The following is a 24,810-nucleotide window of genomic DNA, read 5'->3' as shown; positions in this document are numbered from 1 at the left end:
AAGACCTAAAAAGGCTACAACCAATATCAGTCAATGCGCGCGATATTTAATCAGCAAGTCCTAAATAGACAACTCCCAAGCCTGATCTTACCTTATCCATCTCAAATGATGTTTTCAAGAATTAAAATAGGCGGCTCCAGCTTCGGCTACGGCATGGTCTTGCTCTCCCGACCCCCCACTAACTCCAATTGCCCCCACTACTTGTCCCTCACTGTAAAGGGGTATTCCCCCAGCAAAAATCATGATTTTGCCATTGTTAGAGGCATGAATCCCAAAAAATTGTCCTCCTGATTGACTCTGTTCGGCTAAATCTTTAGTGGCCAGATTGAACGCCCGCGAAGTATACGCTTTTTTAATGGAGATATCGATACTTCCGATCCAGGCTCCATCCATTCGTACATGGGCTACCAGATTTCCTCCCCCATCCACTACTGCTATATTCATTGGTTGACCAATTTCGAGTGCTTTTTTTTCGGCGGCACTAATTACTCTTCTGGCATCTTCTAATGTAACCATTAATCCCTCCATTGGACTTGATCTTAGATGTCTGTTAATTTAGCTGATTGAGTTAACATATATTCAGACTTTAAGTACACTAGCAAATTACAGGCTATTAGACAATACCATTTTATTATCTCTAAGTTTCAGTCAATCTCGCTATCAATTGAGCCAAATTTTTGTCTTAGCTAGGTTTAGTTTTTCTTTTACTAATGCGTCGCCAAAATCCTTTGACTACCTTGAATTGATCGATCGCGTGTAAGATAATAAATGCTAAAAAAGTATAAGCTAACCAAAAATGTATGTTTCGACCTAAGTCTACTAAGTCACTATTCTGGGGAAATAAATCAGGTAAGGTTAAACCAAAAAAGCGGACATTATTGCTTTTAAAGGAGTTAGAAAAAAAGAAACCACTAATAGGAACAGCCCACATAAAGATATAAAGAGAAGTATGCAGGGCTACTTTTTGCATCCATTTAAAACTATACTTGGGCAATCGCTTAGTATATTTCTTCCACCACACTTGTAATAGAGTTAAAATTCGCCAAGTTAATAAAGCCATTGCCAATACTCCTAGAGATTTATGGAAATCATAAAGTAAGTTTCTTCCAAAGGCTTCTCTAGGCAAACGCGACATAAAACAACCAACTAAAAATATAATAATGTAACAATTAAACATCCACCAATGGATTGACATTAAATTTTGGTAAGCAGAATTTTTTCTCGGTTTGTTTGTTTTTGAAGCTTGAGCCATGATTTTCCCGCAAGTTATTTTACAGTGATACTATTTATTAAATTTTAAAATTTAATATCAATTGTAAATTTTCTATAAGAACTTTGTGGTCATTATTACTTGAGAAGTTTTTATGGCAGCGATAAGTTTAGACGAAAATCAATTCTGATAGTACAAAAATAATCATTTTAAAATTTTTCCAGCGATCGCTGATACTGGCCAATTAGTAGTAACAGAGCGATCGCCAGCTCATTTCTAAGTTTCAGTTAATCTCGGTATCAATTGAGCCAAACTTCTATCTTACGCTAGGTTTAATTTTTCTTTGAACTCTGACAATATCAGATATGGTAATGTTTATTTAGTTTATGTTAGAAAAATAAATGCAAAGTCATGCACACAACAGCAATTGATTTTATACAGCGTTTTACAGGAAAGGATTTAAGCAATCGAAATATACTCGAAGAGTTTTCAGATCAAGTCATATTCTCTAGTTGGTTAAAAAAACAATATCCTAATACGTCACAAGAAATGTACAATGCCATGGTATTGGTGGCACGACCATATTTTGAGTATAAAGATACGCCCGTATACGTTGTATCATTGGTCGATACACTTTTTATTACGGGGCGTAGTGACTCTAGCATCAGCTTTATCCGACCTAGTACTTTAGGCACTCAAAAACAAATGATACTTGATGTACCACATGCCGGAACCTTACCACCTTCTTGTGTTGATGGACTATTATCTGATGACGTAATTGCTGATGAATCCCTATGCTCTAGCAATCCTTACACAATTTGGAATCAAGCAGATATTGGGGTTTTGGAGGTATCTGGAAGTATTTGGCAAAATAATCAAAATTTTGTCTGTGGTTCGGCAGTATTGACAAATTTAATTATCAGCAATGGCAATCGCGCCCCAGCAAAAGAAGGTAGAACTAATCAGGTCTACAATACACACACTTATCGTGGGACTCCTCTATACAAAGATATTTCTCAGCCTACGGTCGAAACAAAACTAGGGTTAAAAAAGAATCATGATTTGAGTATTGCTGTAGCTGGAGCATGTCGTGCTGCTGCGTATATGACAAATCCGAATTATCCTATTATCTGTTTAGAACCACATAGTTATTCAGCATTTTCCCATGAAATACTCGATGCGTTATTTTCACCAAAACTAGATGGTATGAACTTAACTAAGTTTGCACCGCACAATGGTGGTACAGATACCAAAGCACTACTAGATTATCTGCGCAATACCTATGACTTGAAATCGTATCAAGAGTTAGTTAGACCATTGGTGTCTGTCCTAGATGTCTCATGTCCTGACGAGCCTGATAAATACAGTACTGTTAATCGATCTCAAATGGAAGCTTTTGTCGAGCCTTTTATAAGCATGATACGGGAGGCTTCTAACAGACTACCCATTAATATTGATAATTGGGAAAAATCGCGTCCTGATGTTTATGGTGCTACCAATACCATGCTGAAAAGGTTAGAAGAAGTGATAAAAAAAGCCAATTATTATCTTGACATTAATGATAACAACCTAATATCAAAAACCATAAATACGGTGACAATTGAATATAATAGGGGACTTGTAACATCCAACGAAACTTCTAACATCCACACCAGTGAACAAGATTTTTACGAGCGTTGTCAATTGGTCGGTGCAGCATTTGTAGCCGGCATCAAGAATATGCAAAATCTGTTTTAAATTATTATCAAGAATTTAGATACACGGGGTTAAAACCCACGTTCGCAAGGGGCTGTGGGGCAAATCGAATTCGCCCCCTTGTAAGCCCCGCTCCACTGCGATCGGTTAAAACGGGATGGCTTTCTCTAGCTCACAGTTTTTTATGTAGGGCTTGCTGATTAAATCTAAAAGCATTTACAGATAAAGATTTTAGCCGATAATGGTCTTGAAAAAGTACAAGCTTTTTGCTCCTTAAAGCTGAAAAATTTAGGATGAAAGGGTTGCATAAGGCAGAAAAATCAAGGGATAATTCTTTCTCCTGCCTCCTCTAAATTTCTTACTCCTCCTGTCTCCTGACTCCTACCCTCACCCATAAGACTTTTTCAGCAAGCCCTAAGTAACAAAGCGATCGCCCGACCATTTTTAAGTTTCAGTTAATCTCGGTATCAATTGAGCCAAATTACAAGGACGATTACGAGAATCTAGTTGCTCTTTGATAATACTCCATCCTGTTTGACAAGCACCACTAGAACCAGGTAAACAAAAGATATAAGTACCGTTAGCTACGCCTGCCAAAGTTCGAGACTGAATGGTAGAGGTTTTAATTTCTTGATAGGAAATCATCCGAAATATCTCACCAAACCCTTCAATTTCTTTGTCTAAGAGTGGTTTAATGGCTTCTGGTGTACCATCTCGTCCTGTAACTCCTGTACCACCAGTCGTCAAAATTACTTGGACAGATAATGATGCAACCCATCTAGATACTACAGCACGAATTTGGTAAATGTTATCGGGAACAATAGTTTTTTCTGCTAATAAATGACCTGTTGTGGTTAAATTATCCACTAATATTTTGCCAGATTTATCATCAGCTTCGGTTCTTGTATCAGAAACTGTTAGGACGGCGATTTTTAAGGGAAGTATAGATTCGTTTTGGTTCATTTTTGTGATTTTTTAATTAAGCTTTAAGGGAAATAATTTTCTACTTCTAAAACACTTCTACCAAAACAACTATTGACAATTGTTGTCATACGATCGCTGTTTAAATTAGGCAGAGAATTGCTTATTGTTAATTCTAAATATCCTGAATCACGATCAACAAAGAATCTAACTTTATTGTTTTCCCATAGCCAAACTTCAGGAATTTTTAAGTATTGATATTTAGTTAAATCGTCGATACTCCCTGATGTTAGATTTATTTCTACTGCCAAATCTGGCAAGTCTATTGTCTATTTCAAAACAGTAAGCTACATCAGGTTCTTTCCCTTCAATTCCATCTTCCTTAAGAGTAGTTTGATTGTAAGGAAACAGTGCAAAGTTGTTTTGACGACAGTAAGCCCAAATAATTGCTCTAATATAATCACCAATTAATTCATGGGATAGTCCTGGGGACACGATAGTAATAACTCCATTGCGAAATGAGACTCGTTTAGTGGGCAAATCTAAACTAATATATTCAGCCCAAGTTGTATTAGTAATTGTGCTAATTCGATCGCTTTTTTGTGTTCCAATAGTTAACATTTTTACTTAGGGGATATAGTTATTTTGATGCTTTACTAATCTAGAATATCAGACTAAAAAATCTAAATATTAGCCTTATTAGCGATCTTAAATCTTTGTGCCATCGCTAAATGTGGCAAAGGTTTTGATACCTAAATCTATACCTACTGAATTATCAGTTTTAGGCAAGATTTCTGGTTGTATTTCTACATAGCTTTGCTAATTAGTGTTTTTGTCCCGGTCTTGGATAAATACAATACTTAAATCTAGCTTTCATAATTTGACTCTTAAGCTAATATTTAGGATAACATATTTATTGACATAAAATAAACTAAACAGTCGCCCGCTTATGGGCGAGGCTTTAAACCCAATTTTCTGGTAAATACTTGAAGATTACACCTGTATGTTAGAATTAACTACTATCAAACAAACAGCCCTCGATTATCTCTTGTCCCATCTGGAAGTATTTCCAGAACATCATCACTTGTTTGAGGTTGTAGGTGCAACCTGTTTTGATAATAATGAGTGGATGATTAACATTAGTATTGTCGGTTTAATAGGTAAATATTGGAATGTTTTTGTCGATGGCAACACGGGAAAAATTTTACCAGACTGCGAGTTTAATACAGATTGCCAACGCTTGAATAAACCCTATCAATATTCCCATCTGCCCGACTATTTAAATCAACTGCTCAATCGCCTGACTGCCAAAGTTTCTAGGTAAATTAAACGGCGTTGCTGATTAGTAATGATCTATACTTATGTAGGAAGAGTTTGAAATTTTAGATAGTGCAGCAGAAGACGAAGTTCTTTCATCTGTGGTGAATAGGGTTGACTCTTAGGGTCGTCAACGAATTGACGACCACATATTCGACATTGGAAACACTGTTGGTCACGTCTTCGGCCATTTTTCCTAGTGTGGGTGGAGTTACATTTCGGACATATCATGTTTGAAATTCTACAACATTTATCATTACATTTGAGCAACGCCAATTAAACACTGCTTTGTATGTAATAATGATTATCATTCATTACAAAATTTAGCTAACATGAATCCCCTATTTACCACTCGCACTTCCGTAGAAGAGGTTGAGGAAGGTTTGTTACTTGCGCCCGACTGCTTTTTTTGTTCCCTTTGAGATGACTTTGGTACTTGGCTTTACGCTTGTTGTAAAGCTGATTAACACTTTTTAGTGGCTTCCCGTTAACAAGCATAGGCTTAACACTAGGCTTGTTTGTAGATAGAGCAACTAATCTATCAATCCCTAAATCAATCCCGGCTACATATCTTGAGTGTATTTGTGGCTGATTCGTTTTTTCATAGACTACTTCAATTATATAGCAGCTAGTAGCAGGTACTATCCTCACTTAGATTACAGTTTCCACAACTACAGGTATTTTGATTTCACTCATTGATAAGTGACAAATACCATCTTTTAGAGGAGCTTTGTAGACTGATTATGCATGAATATATAACTACATTTCTACCTTTGATTTTGTCCTTATATTTGGGTATTTTGGGCTTGCCCAAAAACTTTTCTGGACGTTTTGACCATTCTCTCATTGCCTGAAAATAACCACGCCAAGTTGCAATCAAGCATTTGATTATTTGTTTTGATACTTTAGTTGGTAATGCTTACAGAGCATCACTATTTTTGGTGGCGTGGTACAGTTTAGTTAAATCCAGACTTTTTGAGAACTTGAAAAAATGCTGACGACAATAATAATTAGCCAAGTTGTACAAGTTTTTCGACTTAAAGGCTAATTCATCAGAAACTTGCCAATACTGATGTGTTCGGTTAATAATATGCCTGTCAACAAGTCGCATTCACTTTCTATTTTTCAGATTTTATTTAAAACTACAACACTTTTGTAAATTTTACAATTATTTTCTACAGTTTAAGTTTAACAGTTAATCACCCTACACAGCTCTGGCTCTAAGGAGTTCTGATTGGGCTGCTTAGCCCAGAAGCATGAGGCTTACTTAAACTCCGAACAGGTGCCCCCCAAGCCGGTGACAATGGTGCAGGTGTTGTAAACCAGCATGCCCTGATAGCTGCCTGCGGGAGTGCCCTTTTCCCCGATGCCGTCGGCAATCAGCACATCCTCTGAAATATTCACGCCCGCCTCATTGGCGACGGTGCCCAGCACCTTGTCGTTGGCGGTCAGTTCCGCAAACAAAACGGGGACGCCGATCGCCTTAATCCTCTCGGATAGGGATTTAACCTTGGCTGCTGTGGGTTGTTCGTCCGTTGAGACTCCCAACAGGGTATCTTCCACCGTCAGGCCATAGGCTCTGGAGTAATAGCTCATGGCATCGTGGGTCGTGATCAGACGGCGCTGATTCTCTGGAATGGTGGCAATTTGTTTGGGAATCCAGGCGTCTAAGCGCTCCAACTTACTGGTGAGGGCATCAGCATTGCTTGTGTAGGTATCGGCATTGTCGGGGTCGATTTTAGTAAGGGTTTGCTCAATTACCTCCACCATGCGGATGCCGTTTTCAACGTCATGCCAAATGTGGGGGTCGGGTTCCACTTCCCCTTCTTCCTCCACTTCAATAATGTCCTGGACGGCTTCTTCGTGTACCGCCACTTTGGGGGCTGGGGTGGTGCTTGCTTCCGCCATCTCAATAATCGCCGGCTCAAAGTTCATCCCCGCGTAGAAGACGGCATCCGCCACCTCGATCGCCCGTCGGTCAGACGGCCTAGCTTGATATGTGTGCGGGTCTTGTTCATAGTCGATCAGACAGTTGGGTTCCAACACCCCCTTCGCAATTTGCTCCACCATGCTGCAGAGAACGCTGTAGGAGGCGACGACCTCCGGAGTCCCGCCATCGGCATTGGCGATTTCATCGGCATCTCTCGCTTCCCTCTGGGTGGAGATCGTCTCGGCAGTGCCGCCACCAGCCGCCAAGCCAACCACAACTGCTAAAGCCGCAAAAGTCCCTGCAAAACCAGGCTTTGACTGAAATAAAAAACGCATTGAAGTCTCCTGAATAAGTATATAGTATATAGTCAAGAAAAAATCTTATTAAGTCCAGAACATGACTGTGGTAAACAAACCCAGTCTGCATCTGTAACAGAAGGTTGTCGCAACTGAGCAGACTGAAAAATTCAGTCGCTCCCCTTGGCAACCCTCTGGAAGTCTTATCTAGCAGCATCATGACGCTAAACGACAACTCTCAATTTCCCCTCAACTGGGAAATTGTTAAATTTTGATATATATTTGTAATAGTATACCATTATCATATTTTATCATATTCATATCATATTTTTTTCATTTTCTATTCACTTTTTTCTAGAGGCAGACTATGCTGATCGTTCAAGATTTGTCCGTGAGGTATCGCAGTTTCACGGCGCTCAACAATGTGAGTTGTACCTTTGACGCTGGCGAGTTAGTGGGCATCATCGGCCCAAACGGGGCGGGTAAAAGCACAATGGTCAAAGCCATGCTGGGGCTGATTCATTCGGCTACTGGTACAGCCCTGCTGAAAGGGAAACCTCTGACACCGCAGCTTTCGCAGGTTGCCTACGTGCCCCAACGATCGCAAATTGATTGGGACTATCCCGTCACTGTCTGGAATGTTGCCATGATGGGCCGTACCCTGCAAACCGGGCTGTTTCGTCGGCCCAGTCCCCAATCTCGCGAGCTGGTGAAGGCAGCGCTACAGCGGGTGGGGATGTATGAGTACCGCGATCGCAGCATCAGCGACCTATCCGGCGGTCAGCAGCAGCGGGTCTTTTTAGCCCGTGCCCTGGCAAAAGAAGCCGAACTCCTGATTCTGGATGAACCCTTCACTGGAGTGGATCGGAAAACGGAATCCATTATGTTCGACATTTTTAACGAGCTGAAGGCCGAGGCCAAAACCTTGCTCATCATCACTCATGACCTCAGCAAAACCCTGGATAATTACGATCAGCTGTTATTGCTGAACAAGCACGTTGTCGCCAAAGGCCCGCGCCACGAAGTCATGACAGAAGATAACCTGCTGACCGCCTACGAAGGGCCGGTACTATTCGCCGCCTGCTAATCTCTACACCATCGGAATTGATAAATCAAAAGGAGAATTTCTTGAACGTACTACTTGAACCCCTAAACTTTGAATTCATGCGCAATGCTCTGATTATGGGAATTTTGCTGGGCATTTTGTGCGCTGTCGTGGGCAGCTACATGATCGTGCAGCAGATGAGCATGATGGGGGACATGATTGCTCACTCTGTCATGGCAGGGTTGCCGGTGGCTGTGTTTCTGAGGTTGCCCCTGTCGCTGGGGGCGCTGGTGGCGGGGGTAGTGAGTGCCGTCGTCCTGTCGGGCATTGAGTCGAAATCCCGCCTCAAGCTGGATGCCGTAATGGCATTGATCTTTTCATTGTTTTTAGCGACTGGCACAACACTGGTAACGGTGCTGCCAGGAGCAAACCGTATCGATGTGATGCACATTTTGTTTGGCGACATCCTGGGGGTTACCCAGGGCAATCTGAAGCAGACCTTCGGCATCACGTTAATCATTGTGATCGGCGTCTTGCTGTTTTACAAAGAACTGTTGTTTTACACCTTTGACCCCATTGGTGCTCAGGCCGGTGGCATGAGGGTGCGCTGGTATTACCTCGGGATGGTCACCGCCATTAGCCTGACGGTGGTTGCCAGTATGCAAACCGTAGGAGTTTTACTGGTGATTGCCATGCTGGTGGCACCTGGAAGCACGGCTTATCTGCTGGTCAAAGAACTGCACCAGATGATGATTTTGGGTGGCTTTCTGGGGGCATTTGCCAGTATTGCCGGGATGTATTTGAGCTACTACCTGGATATTCCTTCGGGGTCTGCCATCGTTCTAGTAGCTTTTGGGCTTTTTCTGCTGGCGTTCCTGTTCAGTCCATCCCAGGGGATTTTGACGCAATCCGGCTTTGTTAAAGACATCAACAAATAAATTTCTCGGAACTCCTCATAAAGTGAAAGTTTGGAAAAATCCGCTTTTTTCACCGACAAATAATCCTCATGCTATGGAGATTTAGAGCCAGATAACATTCGCGATGTATTAGCCCAAAGGTATCAGGGTTCTCGGTATAGTTTTGGCTATCCAGCTTGTCCGATGGTGATGGATCGAATGCCACATTTGCAATTATTGGGATGCGATCGCATTGGGATATCGATATATGAGAGCGAACAGCTTGATCCAGAGCAAACGACTACTGCTTTTGTCACCTATCATCCTGTCGCTAGATCTTTTAGTGCTTATAGCGATCGGCAATGGGGTCGTGGTTAAATCCAGGCGACCTCTAATTTTTCTTGATAATTGCTAGGTTTCTGTAGGATGTGTTAGCGATAGCGTAACGCATCAAAACTTGACTATGTGGTGCGTTACGGCAATGAGATCGCGCTTAAATCCAGGCGACCTCTAATGTAGATCGAAGGAGATTCCCGTAGGATGTGTTAGCGATAGCGTAACGCATCAAAACCTGACTAAATTTCAACTGGATTGGCTTTCAAAATAGAGGTCTCTAATGAGTGAAACAAACGATGGATCGAATTGGCATCAAGATTTTATTGCCAGTAATTTGCTGGTCATTGGCTATAATGCTTGGGCTGGTCATCTCAGTCAGAAGCGCGGCGCGATAGTTTGTAGCACAAATTCTCCAACATTGGGGGTTGGCGGAGAATCATTCAAAACCCATTTTGTAGGACGTTCTCGCCTTGCGCCGTTCCTGAATGCCTGGTTAGCGGCTCCTGACACTGCAATTTTGCACCATCACTTTATGATTGATCACATCTTGGAAGTTGTCGATAATTACGATCCAACCACAGAGGTTGTATTGTTGTTAGAGTCTTTCGATCTTGCCTTTCCACCGTTCTACACTGTGCTAAACCTCCGATGCGTCGTATATTCCGTTTTCGGATGTTTCGTAAGCGTGTACCTTACCTTTATACTTGCCATCGTAGCAGACGGTGACTGTTATGTGCTCATTTGTTTGGTCAAACTCATCATCGTTGCCATAGTGCCAGCCTCGTTCACCGTCAACGATAAGATTATAGCCTTGATCGCCGTAATAACCGTACCGTAATTTTTCGTTCGCTTAATACTTCATCGCGTTTTCCATGGTCGCTCGTCGGGTAAAACTTATTTGATCTAGCACTTCCTGCTCCACCCGGTTTCCCGGTATTAATCTCCCGCAGCTAGTACCTAACCTGTAGACATCCGCTTCCGCACTGGCTGGGTTAAAGAAAGTTAGGGCAACAGCTATTACTAGGATATATATCGCGTTTTTAATTTTGAACATCTATTTCGTGGTCCTCCCCATATAAACTTACACTTTATCAAGTATAACACACCATTGGGTTAAACGAGATATCATTTTTCTTCACTCTCCTACACCCCGGATATATGTAAGTGCGCTAATGATGACATTATGTCACCTTGTCTTTTCTTTTGCCTATAGATGGAGCGACGGGTACCAGTTCGCTTGGTGGTTTTGTCCTTTTGGCGGCCTTGGTGGTCCCCTTTCTTACCGGAGTCTGGTCAACTCCCGAATCACCCAGATTTGTAGATCGCAAACAATCGGTCGTGGTACCATCAAACCCACCCTCGGTCATCTAACCTATGATGAATAGAAAGCCAGCAACTTGTTGCAAGCAGAAATTTTTCCCGGACGGCGGAGCCGATATTTTCTTCTATTACAGGCGTCGAGTTCTGATGGGACTTATGTCGATTGATTGCCTTTGAGGCGGTGTTTGCGAAAAAAGGTTCGGGTCTTCCCCCGTAAAAGGTCTCCAGACTGGAAATCAAGGGAACCTTGTTGGTGGGGACAGATATATCTGGGGTAATTAACTGTTAAACTTAAACCGTAGAAAATAGTTGTAAAATCAATAAAAGTGTTCTAACATAATAGAAATGACATTATGTTACCTCAAAGCCTAGTGGGAGTTGAGCGTCCAATGAGAGTTGTTGACAGACATATTATTAGACAAGCACACCAGTATTGGCAGTTGTGCGATGACTTAGCCTTTAAGTCAAAAAACTTGTATAATTTGGCTAATTATTACTGTCGTCAGCATTTTTTTTGTACTGGTCATAGTCTGGATTTAACTCAACTTTACCACACCACCAAAGATAGCGATGCTTACAGAGCATTACCAACTAAAGTATCAAAACAAATAATCAAATCCTTGATTGCAACTTGGCGTGGTTATTTTCAGGCTGTAAAAGAATGGTCAAAACATCCCTGTAAGTTTTTGGGTAAGCCCAAAATACCCAAATATAAGGACAAAACCAAAGGTAGAAATGTAGTTATCTATTCAAAGGAATCAGTCTATAGAGCAAGTTTGAAGAAGGGTATTTGTCACTTATCAATGAGTGAAATCAAAATACCTGTAGTTGTGGATACTGTAGTTGAAGTCAGAATAGTACCTGCCACTGGTTGCTATATAATTGAAGTAGTATATGAAAAAACATCCCAACCATGGATGGAGTCCACATATATAGCTGGAATAGATTTGGGAATTGACAGATTAGTAGCTCTATCTACAAATAAGCCTGGTGTGAAACCACTGCTGATTAATGGGAAGCCACTAAAAAGTGTCAATCAACTATATAACAAACGTAAAGCCAAGTACCAAAATTATCTCAAAGGCAACAGAAAAACCAGTCGTAAGATTAAAGCATTGAGTTATCATAGAAATCGTTTTGTCGAGAATTACCTGCATAACACCAGCAAGTTAGTGGTTAATTATTTAGTGAAGAGTAATATTGGTACTGTAGTAATTGGAAAAAATGATAACTGGAAACAAGGTGCAAACATAGGTAAAAAAAACAATCAAAACTTTACCCAAATACCCCACTCTAAGCTAATTCAACAGATAACTTATAAATGTGAACTTGCTGGCATCAAAGTTATGGAAACAGAAGAAAGTTACACCAGTAAAACTTCTGCACTTGACCTAGAATTGCCCAGACGCCATGAGAATTATGTGGGAAAACGAGTCAAACGCGGTTTGTTTAGAAGTGGAACAGGTAAAGTGATTAATGCCGATATTAATGGCTCTCTTCAGATAATCAGAAAGAAATTCCCAGAGGCATTTAGTGGCGAGGGAATAGTGCGCTGTGCCGTACAGCCTATATTGGTTAATCCAATATCAAGAATTTAACAACTGCAATTTTCTACAGTTTAATTCGTACGGTACGTCCTTCCCTATACCAAAGCTTTACCCCTACCCGTTCTTCCAACTTACGCATACTGTGGCTCAACGCCGATTGTGTCAGGTGTAGCGCATTTGAGGCAGCGGTCATAATGGAATATAGCAATCCTAAATAGATTGTCAAAAATTAAAAAGTACAAAAAAATCAGAAATTCCCATTTTTAGCGTACTTTTCCCTTTTTCCTATTCCCTAATATTGGCCATTGCCTATTCCCTATTCCCTCAAGCGACTAATTGGCAAGATGAACAACTCCCTACAATCTGTCTGAACTGAGAACTCGATAAACTGGTTATTTAAAGCATAATTAACGTGAGTTCGGGTTAACAGGGTTAAAGCTTATCCATAACTGAGGTTAAGCTAGTAGTCATTGCGGAGGACGGTGCTGATGTTTGGTAACTTTCAGCTTACTCCCTACTCCCTTCCTTCTCCCGAACTCAGGTTATTCAAGGATGCTCACTGTAGTTACGAGCAAGCTCCATAAATGCATTGAGATAATCAACTTCGAGATCGGTGCGACGGACGCCCAAGAAGATTTGCTTTTCGACGCCACTGGGACCTAGTCGCACTGCACGCACGGGATATTTTTCAGAGAATTCCTCTACCAGCCAGCGTGGTAGAGCCGCCACTCCGCGTCCGCAGGCAACCATTTGAAGCATTATGTCCGTGCTCTCGACCACTTTCTGTTTTCTGACCGTCCTGCCCGCCGGAGCGAGGAAGCGGGTGTAGATATCTAGGCGATCCTGAGAAACCGGATAGGTGAAAAGCACTTCCTCGCCGAGCTGCTCGGGAATGACGTAATCATTCTCTCCAAGTGGATGTTCCGAAGAGACAACCAGAACCTGCTCATAGTCAAAGACAGGTTCAAAATGTAGTGATTTTTTTCGCAGAGGATCGGGTGTCACCAGCAGGTCGATCTCGTATGCAAAGAGCGCACCGATGCCGCCAAATTGGAACTTCTGTTTGACCTCAAAATCCACCAACGGCCAGGCGCGCAAGTAGGGAGTGACGATCTTCTGCAGCCACTGGTAGCATGGGTGGCATTCCATGCCAATCCGTAATGTTCCCCGCTCACCACGAGCGAACTGTGCTAATTGTTCTTCTGCGTGGACGAACTGGGGAATCAGGCGATTGGCTGTGGTCAGCAAATAGGTTCCTGCCGGAGTGAGGCGAAGGCTACGTCCTTCCCTATGCCAAAGCTTTACCCCTACCCGATCTTCCAACTTACGCATACTGTGGCTCAACGCCGATTGTGTCAGGTGTAGTGCATTTGAGGCTGCGGTCATACTCCCATGCAAGTCAACCGCGCGGATAATATCAAGGTGGCTGCGTTCGAGAAATGTCATCAGTTTTCCATGAATTTTGCTCATTACTCCATGAGTAAATATCATTTGTATTCCCTTGTCAAGGTCAAGTCTGATAGATATAGTAAGATTAATGTCCAATAGACAACAAGGAAAACAGCAAAATAAATTTGCTGGAATACTCTTACATCGGAGACAAGTTCTATGAGTAAAAGCCATAATACCACTATCAAAACACATTCCCTGGGGTACCCTCGCATCGGAGCCAAGCGTGAATTAAAAAAGGCTACGGAAGCATATTGGAAAGGCGAGCTGCCTCTTTCTGAGCTGATAGCTACAGGCAAGAACTTGCGCGAAATAAACTGGAAGAAGCAACAGGCAGCCGGAATCAATCTGATCCCGGTCAACGACTTCTCCTTTTACGACCAAGTGCTAGACATGAGCTGCCTGCTTGGCAATGTGCCGTCGCGTTTCGAGTGGCAAGGTGGGCAGACAGATATCAACACAGTTTTTACCATCGCTCGTGGTACGGAGGGCGGCGCTTCTTTGGTTGAAGACGAGAAGGACTGCCAAGCAAACAAGGTTTCCACTTTCGCCAGCGAAATGACAAAGTGGTTCGATACGAATTACCACTTCATCGTGCCTGAGTTTCGGGCAGATACAAAGTTTTCCCTGAGCGGCACCAAAGTCTTTGATGAGTTCGCGGAAGCAAAGGCACTGGGGATTAACGCGAAGCCAGTGCTAATCGGCCCCGTGACTTATCTATCCCTAGGCAAGGTACAGGATTCTAGCAACCCAGACTTCGATCCGTTGACCCTTCTCGATAACCTTGTCTCCGTCTATGAAAAGATTATCGACAAGCTTGCAGCCAGAGGAGCGGAATGGATACAGCTCGATGAGCCGATTATTTCCACCGACCTTAGCGATCTACAGCGCGATGCTTTGAAGGCAGCATACGATCGCCTTTGCAAGGCCAAAGGTTCGGCAAAGCTGCTCGTCACCACATATTTCGGTGGCGTTAGAGATAATCTTGACGACTACCTTGCGTTGCCGGTTGACGCCTTACACTTCGATTTTGTGCGGGGTTCAGAGGACATCGACACTGTTCTGGCTACCTTCCCGAATAACAAAATTCTCTCCGCAGGAATCGTTGAAGGCCGAAATATTTGGAAGAATGATTACGATGCCTCGCTAAAAGTTTTGCAGAAGGCCAAGGCCGCTGTTGGTGCGGATAGGCTCTGGGTCGCACCTAGCTGCTCGCTTCTGCATTCCCCTGTCACCCTGCAAAACGAAAGAAAGCTTGATGAAGAGCTGAAAAGCTGGCTGGCTTTTTCCGACGAAAAACTCACCGAAGTCACTGAACTCCGGCAGCTTCTCGATGAAGTCGGAAGTGTGGAGAGCTTTGAAGCCAACCGTGCCGCTGCTGCTTCCCGAAAGTCTAGCAAGCGCATCCATAATGATGCCGTGAAAAAGCGCCTTGCTGAAGTTAAGCCTAGCGATTTCGACCGCGCCTCTGCCTTTGCCGAACGCCAATCCAAGCAGCGGGAAAAACTCAGTTTGCCGGATTTCCCGACCACGACTATCGGCTCATTCCCTCAAACCAAAGAAGTGCGTCATGCACGCGCCCAGTGGAAGAAAGGAACCCTAAGCGATGCGGACTACGACCAGTTCATTAAGGAAGAAATTGCTAAATGCGTTGCTTTCCAAGACGAGATCGGGATTGATATGCCTGTTCACGGCGAGTTCGAGCGCAATGACATGGTGGAATACTTTGGCGAAAATCTCGAAGGCTTTACCTTTACCAGCAACGGCTGGGTGCAGAGCTTCGGTACTCGCTATGTGAAGCCGCCGATCGTGTTTGGCGATGTCAGCCGCTCCAAGCCCATGACTGTCTACTGGTCCAAGTATGCTCAAACCCTGACCAATCGCCCGATGAAGGGGATGCTCACCGGCCCGGTTACGATCCTCCAGTGGAGTTTCGTGCGCGACGACCAGCCACGTTCCGTTACCACGCATCAGATTGCCCTGGCGATTCGCGATGAAGTGGTGGACCTCGAAGCAGCAGGCATCGCCGCCATCCAGATCGATGAACCTGCTTTCCGCGAAGGCTTGCCGTTACGCCGGAGCGAGTGGGATCACTATCTCGACTGGGCGGTGAAGGGTTTTCACCTCAGTGCCTGCGGGGTGAAGGATGATACCCAGATCCATACTCATATGTGCTACTCCGAGTTCAACGACATCATCGAATTCATCGCTGCCATGGACGCCGACGTCATCACTATTGAGACCTCGCGCTCAAATATGGAGTTGCTCGATGCCTTCGTGGACTTCAAGTATCCAAATGAGATCGGCCCAGGGGTCTATGACATCCACTCGCCACGGGTGCCCCCCACCAATGAAATGAGTAACCTCATGTCAAAAGCGGAAGCCGTGATTCCCCGTAAGAACCTCTGGGTTAACCCGGATTGTGGCCTCAAGACTCGCCAATGGTCGGAAGTGAAGCCTTCCCTCATCAACATGGTCGAGACCGCAACAAAACTTCGTGCTATGGCCTCCAACTAGCTAGTTGTTGCCCCTAAAGTAGCGAAGCTGCGATTTGGGGCAATTTAGCATAATTTCGGAGAATCCCTTCACTGGAGTGGATCAGAAAACAGAATCCATTATGTTCGACATTTTTAACGAGCTGAAAGCCCAGGCCAAAATCTTGCTCGTCATTACCCATGACCTCAGCAAAACCCTGGATAATTAGGATCAGTTGTTATTGCTGAACAAGCAAGTTGTCGCCAAAGGCCCGCGCCACGAAGTTATGACAGAAGATAACCTGCTGACCGCCTACGAAGGGCCGGTACTATTATCAATTAATGAATCAGTTTCCATAGGCAGAATCCCGCCTTCCGCAGGATTGGTCAAGCGATCGCAGATTTTAGTTAAAACTTAAACTGAGTCCGGAATGTACTAACCCAAATAGTATCATTAACATCATCGTGATTAGGATTAGTAATCACAAATAAACCAGGAGTCAAAGAGATATTATCATTAACTTGAATACGATAAATTGCCTCTATATGTATAGATGTATCATCATCCTTCAAGGCATCATCATCACCCCCATCAGTAACAATAGGAGGCACGCCAACCATCAGACCACCAAGATTTCCTTCTCTCAATAAGTCTGGGAAAGCAAAATACAACATTCCATTAATGATAGTAATATCATCATCATCACTATTCTCAGTTTCTGGTCGCGCCCAGGTAGAACCAAACCAACCTCCCACTTCCAACTTTTCATTCACTCTCCAATGAGCTTGCAACCCAACGTTATCAGCAGTTGTCGCCACACCATCGAAGGGGTCTTGAGCTTTAAAACTACCAGTACCATTAGTAATATCAACCCCATCGTCACCCCAATACTTACGCACATAACCTAGAGTAAATGCCAAGCTATCGTTAGGTTCAATCACAAGTTGGCCTAATGCACTGTAAGCACCATTGAATGCACCAGCACCTTCTTGAGGATTTGCCGGATCGTCTGCTAAATAAGCTACATTTACTTGAAACTTATCATTAAATGCGTAGCTAAAACCAACACCTGCATTAGCTGGACCTCGGAACATGGTTGGGTCGCGTCGTCCGAATCGAGAGATAGTGCCATCCCCTTCATCTGCAAAGGGTGTTAGAACTACAGAAACATCATCTAGGTCAACTCCAATCGGACCGATGAGAGCTTGGGCACGTTCTCCAATGGGAAACTGATAGAACATCAGGTCAATACCAAAATTATCATTAGCATCACCCTCATCAATAGAGGCAAGAGTCATTAAGGTATTAGTGAGGTCTGGTTCGCTCAACTCATTAAGATTATTAGCTTGTAGACGAGTAAAGAGCAAATCTTCTCCAGTAAAGCTAGTCTCAAACTCTAGCCTGACACGATAAGAAAGAGAAGTCTCGGTTTTGTCATTACCAGAAGATTCTCCACGGGCTTCTGCTCTTTCCCCAAAAGTATCATTTAACCAAAATAGAACTTCACCATTGAGTTTGGTGGTAGTAGAAAACTGATTGCTTTCTAGTTCAGCGGTGCGTGCTTCCAAAGAATCTACACGACCCCGCAATGCTGCTAGTTCGGCGGCAAATTCTTCTTGTAAACGTTGCAATATAGCTAAGTCTTCTCTGGTAACTAGGTTACTGGTTGCTGCAGCAATTAATTCTGTGATTCTGTCTAGGCAAGCATTTAATCCGGCAGCAAATTCAAAGCGAGTCATGGCGCGGTTGCCTTTGTAGGTGCCGTCGGGATAACCTGCTATACAACCATAACGTTCTACTAATGATTGTAATGCCTGGAATGCCCAATCTGTAGGCTGCACGTCTGATAGTTGGGAGACAGATGTTACTTGATCTATTGGCTCTTCTGCTTCTAGCTCAGATACATTGGGCATTTCTAATGAGGGGTCATCCATTGGTAGGGGACGAAATGCCTGGGCGATTTGTATTGGGGGAGTTGCCTGAGCAGGATTGGCTATGAATAAGGTGGTACTCAGAATAACTGGGCTATATTTTCTGGCTTTCTTAAGAATTTTTTTCATTAATTTCTAATTAATACCTATTAATTGTTTGTAGTATCCTCTAGTGATTTAAGGATAAAAAGCAAATATTATCCAAGCTGACAAAACTATTGTTGGATAAGGATATAAGCGAGGGTGAAGAATTGACTTATTTTTCAATTAACGAATCTCAAAACATTTATGTAAGAAGCTGTTTGTCAAGTTGTCTTAAGTAGGAGCGATAGAACTCTGTTCCCCTCTTTTAAAGAATTTAATCCCATTCCAAATCAACAAACTGTGGATAAAAGTTAGAGCGATCGTCCAGACTATATTTTTAACAAAAATCCTCCCTAAAATTCCCACCGTTAAACCATGACTGTCTCCCACCATTAAGGTAGCAGTCAACAATATTATCCCTTCAAACAAGACATATCCTATTACTAAACTAGCACTCAACCATAAATAATACTTCCAGATTTTATGCTCAATAAATTTAGGCTTAATACTAGCTACAATTGTTACTAATAATGTTCCCAAACCCATCACCAATCCCCAAGTCAAAGATTCTAAAGTCTGGGGATATTGACGGAGAGTAAAACCATAGAATTGATTAACTAACCAAATTGTTATTGAAGAAATTATCGCCTGTTTTCTATTAAGTGTCACCCCACTAATAGCAGCAAAACCTACTAAGGGAACGTGAGGATAAATAATACTACTAGCACTGCCAAGAGTAATTAACAAAAATTGCCACAGACGAGAATGAGACATTGCTTTTTCAGCATGACTCCAAACATTATAATTTTCCTGCGAATCAACAGTGATTTTATTATTCATAAATCTTGATTCCTATCATTTTTTAACAATCAATTTTCCATATATGAGATATTAAAAAAAACAGTAATTAGGTTATCCTAAATTTATAGGTTTTGGAGACCAAACGCCTTAAAAATCTCAAAATATTAGAGTTTCTCTTCCATCTCAAGAATCAGCTTAGTTTGGTATTAATATATCTAGAACAAGCAAACAATAAAGAATTTATCATTGATACATATTCTTCCCTCCATACTTTACTTTATCTGGATATTCCATGCAACTTCTCTACTTAGGATATAAATTTTTAGATAACTTCACCCCTCCTAATAAATGCTCTTTAACAATACGTCCAGCCACATCAGAAGTGACACGAGTGTACCAAGTTCGGTCTGCCGAATAAAAGACAACCGGACCCATTTTACAAACTTCCAAACAGCCAGAAGTAATCACATCTATATCTAATTCTGATGTTTTTACCGCAGTTTGTAAAGCCTCAAAAATTGGCTGCCACTTCCGAGAAGGATAACAACGACTCGACCGACAAACAGACAAATAAGGTCGTTTTAAAGGATTACTATTAAAAGGAATCGGACGAGTTCCTAAAACATAAATTTCTCGTAATTCCTCATAAAGTGCAAGTTTGGAAAACTCCGCTTTTTTCACCGGTAAATAATCTTCATCTTCCCCTAAAAATGGATTCGGTAAAAATATCGTCATTAACTTTTCTCCCGCCCCATTCCAAAACTGAATCCCCCAACTTTTTGCTACTCCTTCAGGGTTTAAGTTACGATAAAATGCTGCCCGACTTAAAAGACGTTTTTCTCTTAATTCTATTGGTGTCGTACAGTGAGGTCCTCCTAAATTTTTTTCTAAGCATAAATGAAGGTGCCAAGCGGGAGTTGCTACTGTCAAATAACCATCATAAATTAAGCAAAGTTTTGGAGGTTCAGTGAATTCTAATTCTAGTACCCCACCTTCAACAACATGGCCTATTTGAACTTGCTGCCAATTTTGCTGAATTAATGTATACAATAGAGGACCAGTGACATCTATTGTAGTAGGAAAATCTTCATATTGTATTGTTCCACTTTTAGGATTTTTTTCTGATACCGTGCGTTTTAATGGTGTCACCCATTGATTAAATTCACTCATTTTAGTTCTCTGGATTTAAAGTTTGTTTATCACCAAAATACCTCAAAAGTAGGGGTTTGCAGACAAAACACTTGCAAAAGACCAGCTATATTTTAGTCAATACTATTTAATTATACTTGTTGATTCTTCTTGCTCTACTCCCTATTCCCTTCCACTGATTAAATAACATTAATTACCCCAATGGCTTCCAAGTAAAAACTACCAGAAGTAGCAACTGAAGATGATGCCTTCAGTTGGTTCAACTACTGTGGTCTATTTAGGAATGGGAAGAAAATCAAACCGGATAAAATTAATTACGCTCAAGAGGTTTATGTGGCTGAAACCATAATTTCCCGGTCTTATTTAATTTCCGTTCCTTACCTGAAAATTGCTCTAATTAATTCACAGCTTGACAATATTCTTCATACACGCCATCAAGTAGTAAATTTAAAGCGTCTACTGCTGTTGCTGCTGCTGTTAATGCTTCCTGTTTTTGAGCATCAGTTTCACAGAGTTTTACTAATGCTTCTCGTGTAACTTGGCTGTGAATTTCATCGGCTTTTTCATGTACTTTAAAAAATGCCAAAGCTGCTTCAGAATTAATGCCGTAAAATTCTTTCAAACCAGCAATTTTAGTAGTAGCTACTTCAGGAATTTGGGATTCATAAGCATAGAGAGCAGCTAAACCTTTTGCTGGATTTTCACTGCGGGATAACTGCTGTAAAAGCTTCACAGATTCCTGAGTTTTTACTAGGTGTTCGCGCTCTTGTACAGCTTCCCGTTTTACACCCAAACCTTCTGCAAAACGCAACCATAATTCTGGGTGATTTGCCGCTCCCATTTCTTCTTCCATGAGGTTTTCTAGGAGCATTTTTCTTATTTCTAAGTCGTCACAAGCTGCGTGAGTAGCACTAACATAAGTAGGGAAATAATGAACTTGTAGATAATATTCTTGAGCGTACTCTTGCAACATTTCTAAAGATAATTTTCCTTCATTCCACATTTGATAGAATTGGTGCTTAAGTAAATGTTGTTTTTCAATAATTTCGTCTAATTGAACAAGAAACTTTTGAACCGTCATTTTGGTATTTTCAATTAACATAATTGTTGGTAAAATTAAGAATACCTACATATATTATCATGATTTTTTTTATTGTCAAGAGCTGAATAAATTTCATCAAAATCAACTTGTAATAAAGAATAGTTTATTCGACAAAATATTTTTCTTAATGGTATAAATCGAAAATAAAAGTAAATAACTTGTAAGTATTCATCTATGAGCATTCAGTATTCAGCTTTTGCCAGAATCAATCAACTACTAAGATTAGCTAAATAATTTTTTTTTGAAGTTTTAATTGTCCTTGGATACTAATTACTCTTTTGAGTTGATAATGAGCTAATAATTCATAACTAGAGCATTGAATCGCTGACGGATGACCCCTTACAATAACTTTTTCTTATGTCAAATTAAAGATACAATAAATCACCAAATTTTAAATATGATGATTATTTTGATATTCAGAAGAATATTGAGATGGAAATTCATCCCAACTTTTGATAACTTGCTGATAACAATCAGGCGGACTAATCGGTAAATTAGTAAGATAAAAGAAAGTAACAGAACTGCCAGATTCTAACATGAAAACTACATCCTTTTGAGGATTGTAATTATCAACAGCCGCCAGAATATGATCATTCATAAAATGTCTTTTAAGGAGGACAGTATCGGGTGCTTTTAACCAGGCATTGAGAAGAGGTGCAAGATTATTACGAGGCACAAAATGTACTTTAAATGTTTCTCCAGTTGCACTAATCATAGGTGAATTTGTACTACAAATAATTAGACCCCGTTGGCCACTTAAATAACCTTGCCAAGCATTATATCCTATAGAGATTAAATTAGTAGCAATAAACTCTTGCTGCCAATTATCTAAATAATTTTCTTGCTCCATTTGATTCAATAACCTATTTAACGAAGTAGGACTCTCTCAGATTGGGAAAATTAAAATTCAAAAGTCAAAAGTCAAAAGTAAGATTTATAGACTCAAGACTGGGTTTTAGCAGTGTCACCCATAAATTACAGCAATGCATGAGGATGGTGAAGTAGAGTTATTTGCAGTTCTGGAAGCCTGAACAACCAGGATGCTTGTGTTACCAGACTTCTAGTCTTTAACAAATAATAAAATTTTGTACCTCACTAACTCCGAAATTGCTGTCAATGTTTTTGGTGCGGGCATCTTGCCCGCGAGGGGTGTAGCTCACCAAAGTGGAATCTGCTGTAAATTACCTCATTTTAGTTCTCTCGATTAAGTTACTAAATAACATTAATCACCCCGATCGCTTCCAAATCAAAACCACCAGAAGTCGCAGTTGGTGCTGCAGTTGTCCAAGGGTCAAAAATAGGGTCTCCTGTAGCATCTAAAAAGCTACCATTACCAGGAATATCTACAACCCGAACAAACCGAATAGCATTAATATCCACTACACCAGATGTTACTAACGGATCGTTAATTAAGTCATCTAAGTTAAAAGGAGTCCCCCAGGAACTGCCAAAAAATTCTCCCTCAAACTCAGAAGCATTATTAACGTGCTTACCAGCTAAATTATAGACTTGCGTTGGATCGATGGCATCAAAACTACCTACTGCTTGCCCTGTCAAAGAGTCGCTAGGAAAACGAGCAAAGTTTACCCCATCGCTAGAAACTTCAACGAATGCTAGTTCGGCAAAAATACCGCCGAGGTTATTAAAGCCATTTTCAAATACTGCAAAATCTGCTCCTGCACCGTTACGAATACCAGAGTCAAAGGTTAAAGTAATCTCTCCTGGCGGTACTCCTGCATCTATTTGTTCTTGAGTTAGGTCGCCCAGAGAAGCAATATCAATAAAATTATCTGTTCTGGCAGTAGGTCCTAATGTTAGTTCTGGAGTTTGGAATCTTTCATCAACTCCTGGTGCAGGGGAATAATTTTGAAATCCTGTTGCCCATGCTGCAAATATTGGATTAACAACACTGTCCGGTCTGATTAAACCTTCGCCCTCAGAACTAATAAAACCAGGGATGGCAGAATCAATTTTTTCTGGGTCTTGGGTGGAACTGGAATAAGGTCCGAGTTGTCGGACAAAGATTCTAAATTGGTCTTCGGTAAGTTCGCTGCTGTTAACACCTGAGAGGACGGCTAAAAATTCTCCTGTGACTGCATCTTGGATAATGGTGCTGTCAGCTAGTTCATTACTGCCTTGAAAAATATTGAGGTCTTCAAAAGTTATTCCTCCTAATAAACCAATGGCATCTTGTTCTAGATTAAAGTCAGTAATTAAGTCTGCTTGGTTAATATCTGGCTCTCCTGTTGGTGGTTGATTTTGTCGTTGGAGAACAAAATTATCGAAACCCTCTCCCCCAGTTAAGGTGTCCGTACCTACATCGCCATAAATATCGTCGCTGCCAAGGTCTCCAGAGAGATTATCGTTTCCTTTACCACCCCGCAGCGTGTCGCTACCTGCATTTCCGTTGAGAATATCGTTGCCTTGGTTACCACTAATTAAGTCTCCACTTTCCAGACCATTGATTGTGTCGTCTCCTGCTAAACCATATATTTCGTCTGCCTCCAAACTACCTGTGAGGAGTTCACTATTTTCTGTTCCTATTATTGTTGTCATTTTTTGATAATATTTCTTTTTAACTAGCTATCAGCTTTTATAGCTCTGAGCCCCGGCTTCTATAAGCCGGATAGCCCTTGTCGGGCTTGAAATCCCCGACTCAGCCTAAAAAAGTCCTAGTGCTGACTGCTGAGTGCTATTTAAAGTTATGCAAGACTTTCTATCCCAGCTACCTTTGCTAATACCAAAGTAGTTGCGATCGCTATTAATCCCACCGTTAATCGTTGTTTCTATTACCTTTTTTTAACAGTAGATTCCGAAGCACTATTTCTACTTTTTCTCAACTTTCTAGCTGTTATTTTTTTATTCTTAATTGATTGAAAAAGGCAAAAGGGAAAACTACATAGGGAAGATTCCCACCCAAGTAATTTTCAGCACGGTGATTATGGTGGGGTATTAAATCCACAAAAGAAAAGATAAATGCTAATTTACTTCTTTTTAAGTAGTAGCTGTTTCCCAGAGTTTGGTTTAAATAAGCTCTGTCTAAATATCTGTAGCGAAAGCTTCTTATTTAGGGGCAATTCCCATTTTGCCCATACCATATTAATCATCATCCGTACCTCGCAGATGTTCTATAAAGTTACTATCCAATCGGCGGGCATTCTGACTGAGAGATAATTTTTATCTCATCACAGTTGCGGGACAGCGCCGGATTTACACCGAACTTTCCCCGTTTCCTCTAACGGTTGTCTCCGTCAGAACCAATTTGTTATGATATTAAAGCACAGCTATTCAATTAATGCAATGCTT

Annotated in this window: 23 protein-coding genes, 1 pseudogene and 1 riboswitch; of the genes and pseudogenes, 8 read left to right on the top strand and 16 right to left on the bottom strand. The window is 41.4% G+C overall.

Going from position 1 to position 24,810, the window contains the following annotated elements:
* Nucleotides 1-114 precede the first annotated feature (114 nt).
* A complete protein-coding gene (locus tag ACP6PM_RS31625; RefSeq protein ID WP_426590834.1) occupies nucleotides 115-516 on the bottom strand; it encodes a GlcG/HbpS family heme-binding protein in 402 nt (133 codons plus the stop codon).
* 166 nt (nucleotides 517-682) lie between these two features.
* Nucleotides 683-1,252 (bottom strand): cytochrome b, encoded by a 570-nt coding sequence (locus ACP6PM_RS31620; RefSeq protein WP_124147641.1) that lies wholly within the window; start codon nucleotides 1,250-1,252, stop codon nucleotides 683-685.
* A gap of 369 nt (nucleotides 1,253-1,621) precedes the next feature.
* Between ACP6PM_RS31620 and ACP6PM_RS31615 the strand changes: the two genes are divergently transcribed.
* Nucleotides 1,622-2,947 carry a hypothetical protein gene (locus tag ACP6PM_RS31615; protein ID WP_426590833.1) on the top strand — a complete coding sequence of 442 codons (1,326 nt, stop codon included), beginning with the start codon at nucleotides 1,622-1,624 and terminating at the stop codon, nucleotides 2,945-2,947.
* 402 nt (nucleotides 2,948-3,349) lie between these two features.
* On the opposite strand, the gene moaB is transcribed toward ACP6PM_RS31615, so the two are convergent.
* Entirely contained in the window at nucleotides 3,350-3,868 is a 519-nt protein-coding gene (gene moaB, locus ACP6PM_RS31610) for a molybdenum cofactor biosynthesis protein B (RefSeq protein ID WP_426590832.1), read from the bottom strand.
* Nucleotides 3,869-4,087: 219 nt separating this feature from the next.
* Complete coding sequence (locus ACP6PM_RS31605) at nucleotides 4,088-4,447, bottom strand: hypothetical protein (protein WP_426590831.1); 360 nt, start codon at nucleotides 4,445-4,447, stop codon at nucleotides 4,088-4,090.
* A gap of 382 nt (nucleotides 4,448-4,829) precedes the next feature.
* Between ACP6PM_RS31605 and ACP6PM_RS31600 the strand changes: the two genes are divergently transcribed.
* Entirely contained in the window at nucleotides 4,830-5,150 is a 321-nt protein-coding gene (locus ACP6PM_RS31600; RefSeq protein WP_426590830.1) for a hypothetical protein, read from the top strand.
* Between the two features lie 35 nt (nucleotides 5,151-5,185).
* On the opposite strand, the gene ACP6PM_RS31595 is transcribed toward ACP6PM_RS31600, so the two are convergent.
* From ACP6PM_RS31595 to ACP6PM_RS31580, 4 genes are all read right to left on the bottom strand, one after another.
* Entirely contained in the window at nucleotides 5,186-5,374 is a 189-nt protein-coding gene (locus tag ACP6PM_RS31595; RefSeq protein WP_426590829.1) for an IS1/IS1595 family N-terminal zinc-binding domain-containing protein, read from the bottom strand.
* A gap of 114 nt (nucleotides 5,375-5,488) precedes the next feature.
* The gene (locus tag ACP6PM_RS31590) at nucleotides 5,489-5,794 is read right to left on the bottom strand and encodes a transposase (RefSeq protein ID WP_426590828.1); all 306 of its coding nucleotides are present in this window, start codon (nucleotides 5,792-5,794) and stop codon (nucleotides 5,489-5,491) included.
* A gap of 268 nt (nucleotides 5,795-6,062) precedes the next feature.
* Complete coding sequence (locus ACP6PM_RS31585) at nucleotides 6,063-6,254, bottom strand: hypothetical protein (RefSeq protein ID WP_426590827.1); 192 nt, start codon at nucleotides 6,252-6,254, stop codon at nucleotides 6,063-6,065.
* Between the two features lie 152 nt (nucleotides 6,255-6,406).
* Complete coding sequence (locus ACP6PM_RS31580; protein WP_426590826.1) at nucleotides 6,407-7,408, bottom strand: metal ABC transporter solute-binding protein, Zn/Mn family; 1,002 nt, start codon at nucleotides 7,406-7,408, stop codon at nucleotides 6,407-6,409.
* A 328-nt stretch (nucleotides 7,409-7,736) separates the two neighbouring features.
* Between ACP6PM_RS31580 and ACP6PM_RS31575 the strand changes: the two genes are divergently transcribed.
* The 5 genes and pseudogenes from ACP6PM_RS31575 (at nucleotide 7,737) to ACP6PM_RS31555 (ending at nucleotide 12,564) form a co-directional block, all read left to right on the top strand.
* The gene (locus tag ACP6PM_RS31575) at nucleotides 7,737-8,456 is read left to right on the top strand and encodes a metal ABC transporter ATP-binding protein (protein WP_426590825.1); all 720 of its coding nucleotides are present in this window, start codon (nucleotides 7,737-7,739) and stop codon (nucleotides 8,454-8,456) included.
* A 41-nt stretch (nucleotides 8,457-8,497) separates the two neighbouring features.
* Complete coding sequence (locus ACP6PM_RS31570) at nucleotides 8,498-9,352, top strand: metal ABC transporter permease (RefSeq protein ID WP_426590824.1); 855 nt, start codon at nucleotides 8,498-8,500, stop codon at nucleotides 9,350-9,352.
* A gap of 72 nt (nucleotides 9,353-9,424) precedes the next feature.
* Nucleotides 9,425-9,688, top strand: a pseudogene (locus ACP6PM_RS31565) (vitamin B12 dependent-methionine synthase activation domain-containing protein); the annotation flags it as partial.
* 238 nt (nucleotides 9,689-9,926) lie between these two features.
* Complete coding sequence (locus ACP6PM_RS31560; protein WP_426590823.1) at nucleotides 9,927-10,484, top strand: hypothetical protein; 558 nt, start codon at nucleotides 9,927-9,929, stop codon at nucleotides 10,482-10,484.
* Nucleotides 10,485-11,319: 835 nt separating this feature from the next.
* Nucleotides 11,320-12,564, top strand: a complete 1,245-nt coding sequence (locus tag ACP6PM_RS31555; RefSeq protein ID WP_426590822.1) for an RNA-guided endonuclease InsQ/TnpB family protein — start codon at nucleotides 11,320-11,322, stop codon at nucleotides 12,562-12,564.
* 13 nt (nucleotides 12,565-12,577) lie between these two features.
* Here the strand turns inward: ACP6PM_RS31555 and ACP6PM_RS31550 are convergent, their stop codons facing one another.
* Nucleotides 12,578-12,706, bottom strand: coding sequence for a LysR family transcriptional regulator (locus ACP6PM_RS31550; protein WP_426590821.1), 129 nt, complete (start codon nucleotides 12,704-12,706; stop codon nucleotides 12,578-12,580).
* 353 nt (nucleotides 12,707-13,059) lie between these two features.
* Complete coding sequence (locus ACP6PM_RS31545) at nucleotides 13,060-13,983, bottom strand: LysR family transcriptional regulator (protein WP_426590820.1); 924 nt, start codon at nucleotides 13,981-13,983, stop codon at nucleotides 13,060-13,062.
* Between the two features lie 138 nt (nucleotides 13,984-14,121).
* Here ACP6PM_RS31545 and metE point away from each other — a divergent pair, with 138 nt between their 5' ends.
* Complete coding sequence (gene metE, locus ACP6PM_RS31540) at nucleotides 14,122-16,479, top strand: 5-methyltetrahydropteroyltriglutamate--homocysteine S-methyltransferase (protein ID WP_426590819.1); 2,358 nt, start codon at nucleotides 14,122-14,124, stop codon at nucleotides 16,477-16,479.
* Nucleotides 16,480-16,844: 365 nt separating this feature from the next.
* Here the strand turns inward: metE and ACP6PM_RS31535 are convergent, their stop codons facing one another.
* From ACP6PM_RS31535 to ACP6PM_RS31510, 6 genes are all read right to left on the bottom strand, one after another.
* Nucleotides 16,845-18,497: an iron uptake porin gene (locus tag ACP6PM_RS31535; RefSeq protein ID WP_426590818.1), complete on the bottom strand. Its 1,653-nt coding sequence runs from the start codon at nucleotides 18,495-18,497 to the stop codon at nucleotides 16,845-16,847.
* A gap of 186 nt (nucleotides 18,498-18,683) precedes the next feature.
* Nucleotides 18,684-19,292, bottom strand: a complete 609-nt coding sequence (locus ACP6PM_RS31530) for a hypothetical protein (RefSeq protein ID WP_426590817.1) — start codon at nucleotides 19,290-19,292, stop codon at nucleotides 18,684-18,686.
* Nucleotides 19,293-19,556: 264 nt separating this feature from the next.
* The gene (locus ACP6PM_RS31525) at nucleotides 19,557-20,423 is read right to left on the bottom strand and encodes a (2Fe-2S) ferredoxin domain-containing protein (RefSeq protein WP_426590816.1); all 867 of its coding nucleotides are present in this window, start codon (nucleotides 20,421-20,423) and stop codon (nucleotides 19,557-19,559) included.
* Nucleotides 20,424-20,799: 376 nt separating this feature from the next.
* Complete coding sequence (locus tag ACP6PM_RS31520; protein ID WP_426590815.1) at nucleotides 20,800-21,504, bottom strand: CADD family putative folate metabolism protein; 705 nt, start codon at nucleotides 21,502-21,504, stop codon at nucleotides 20,800-20,802.
* A gap of 391 nt (nucleotides 21,505-21,895) precedes the next feature.
* Nucleotides 21,896-22,354 carry a hypothetical protein gene (locus ACP6PM_RS31515; RefSeq protein WP_426590814.1) on the bottom strand — a complete coding sequence of 153 codons (459 nt, stop codon included), beginning with the start codon at nucleotides 22,352-22,354 and terminating at the stop codon, nucleotides 21,896-21,898.
* Between the two features lie 362 nt (nucleotides 22,355-22,716).
* Entirely contained in the window at nucleotides 22,717-24,060 is a 1,344-nt protein-coding gene (locus ACP6PM_RS31510) for a calcium-binding protein (RefSeq protein ID WP_426590813.1), read from the bottom strand.
* Between the two features lie 576 nt (nucleotides 24,061-24,636).
* Nucleotides 24,637-24,781, bottom strand: a riboswitch (cobalamin riboswitch).
* Nucleotides 24,782-24,810: the final 29 nt, after the last annotated feature.

This window comes from Dapis brunnea BLCC-M229 (assembly GCF_050015995.1).
GTDB lineage: Bacteria > Cyanobacteriota > Cyanobacteriia > Cyanobacteriales > Microcoleaceae > Trichodesmium.
This window is presented reverse-complemented; position numbering and strand designations above follow the sequence as displayed.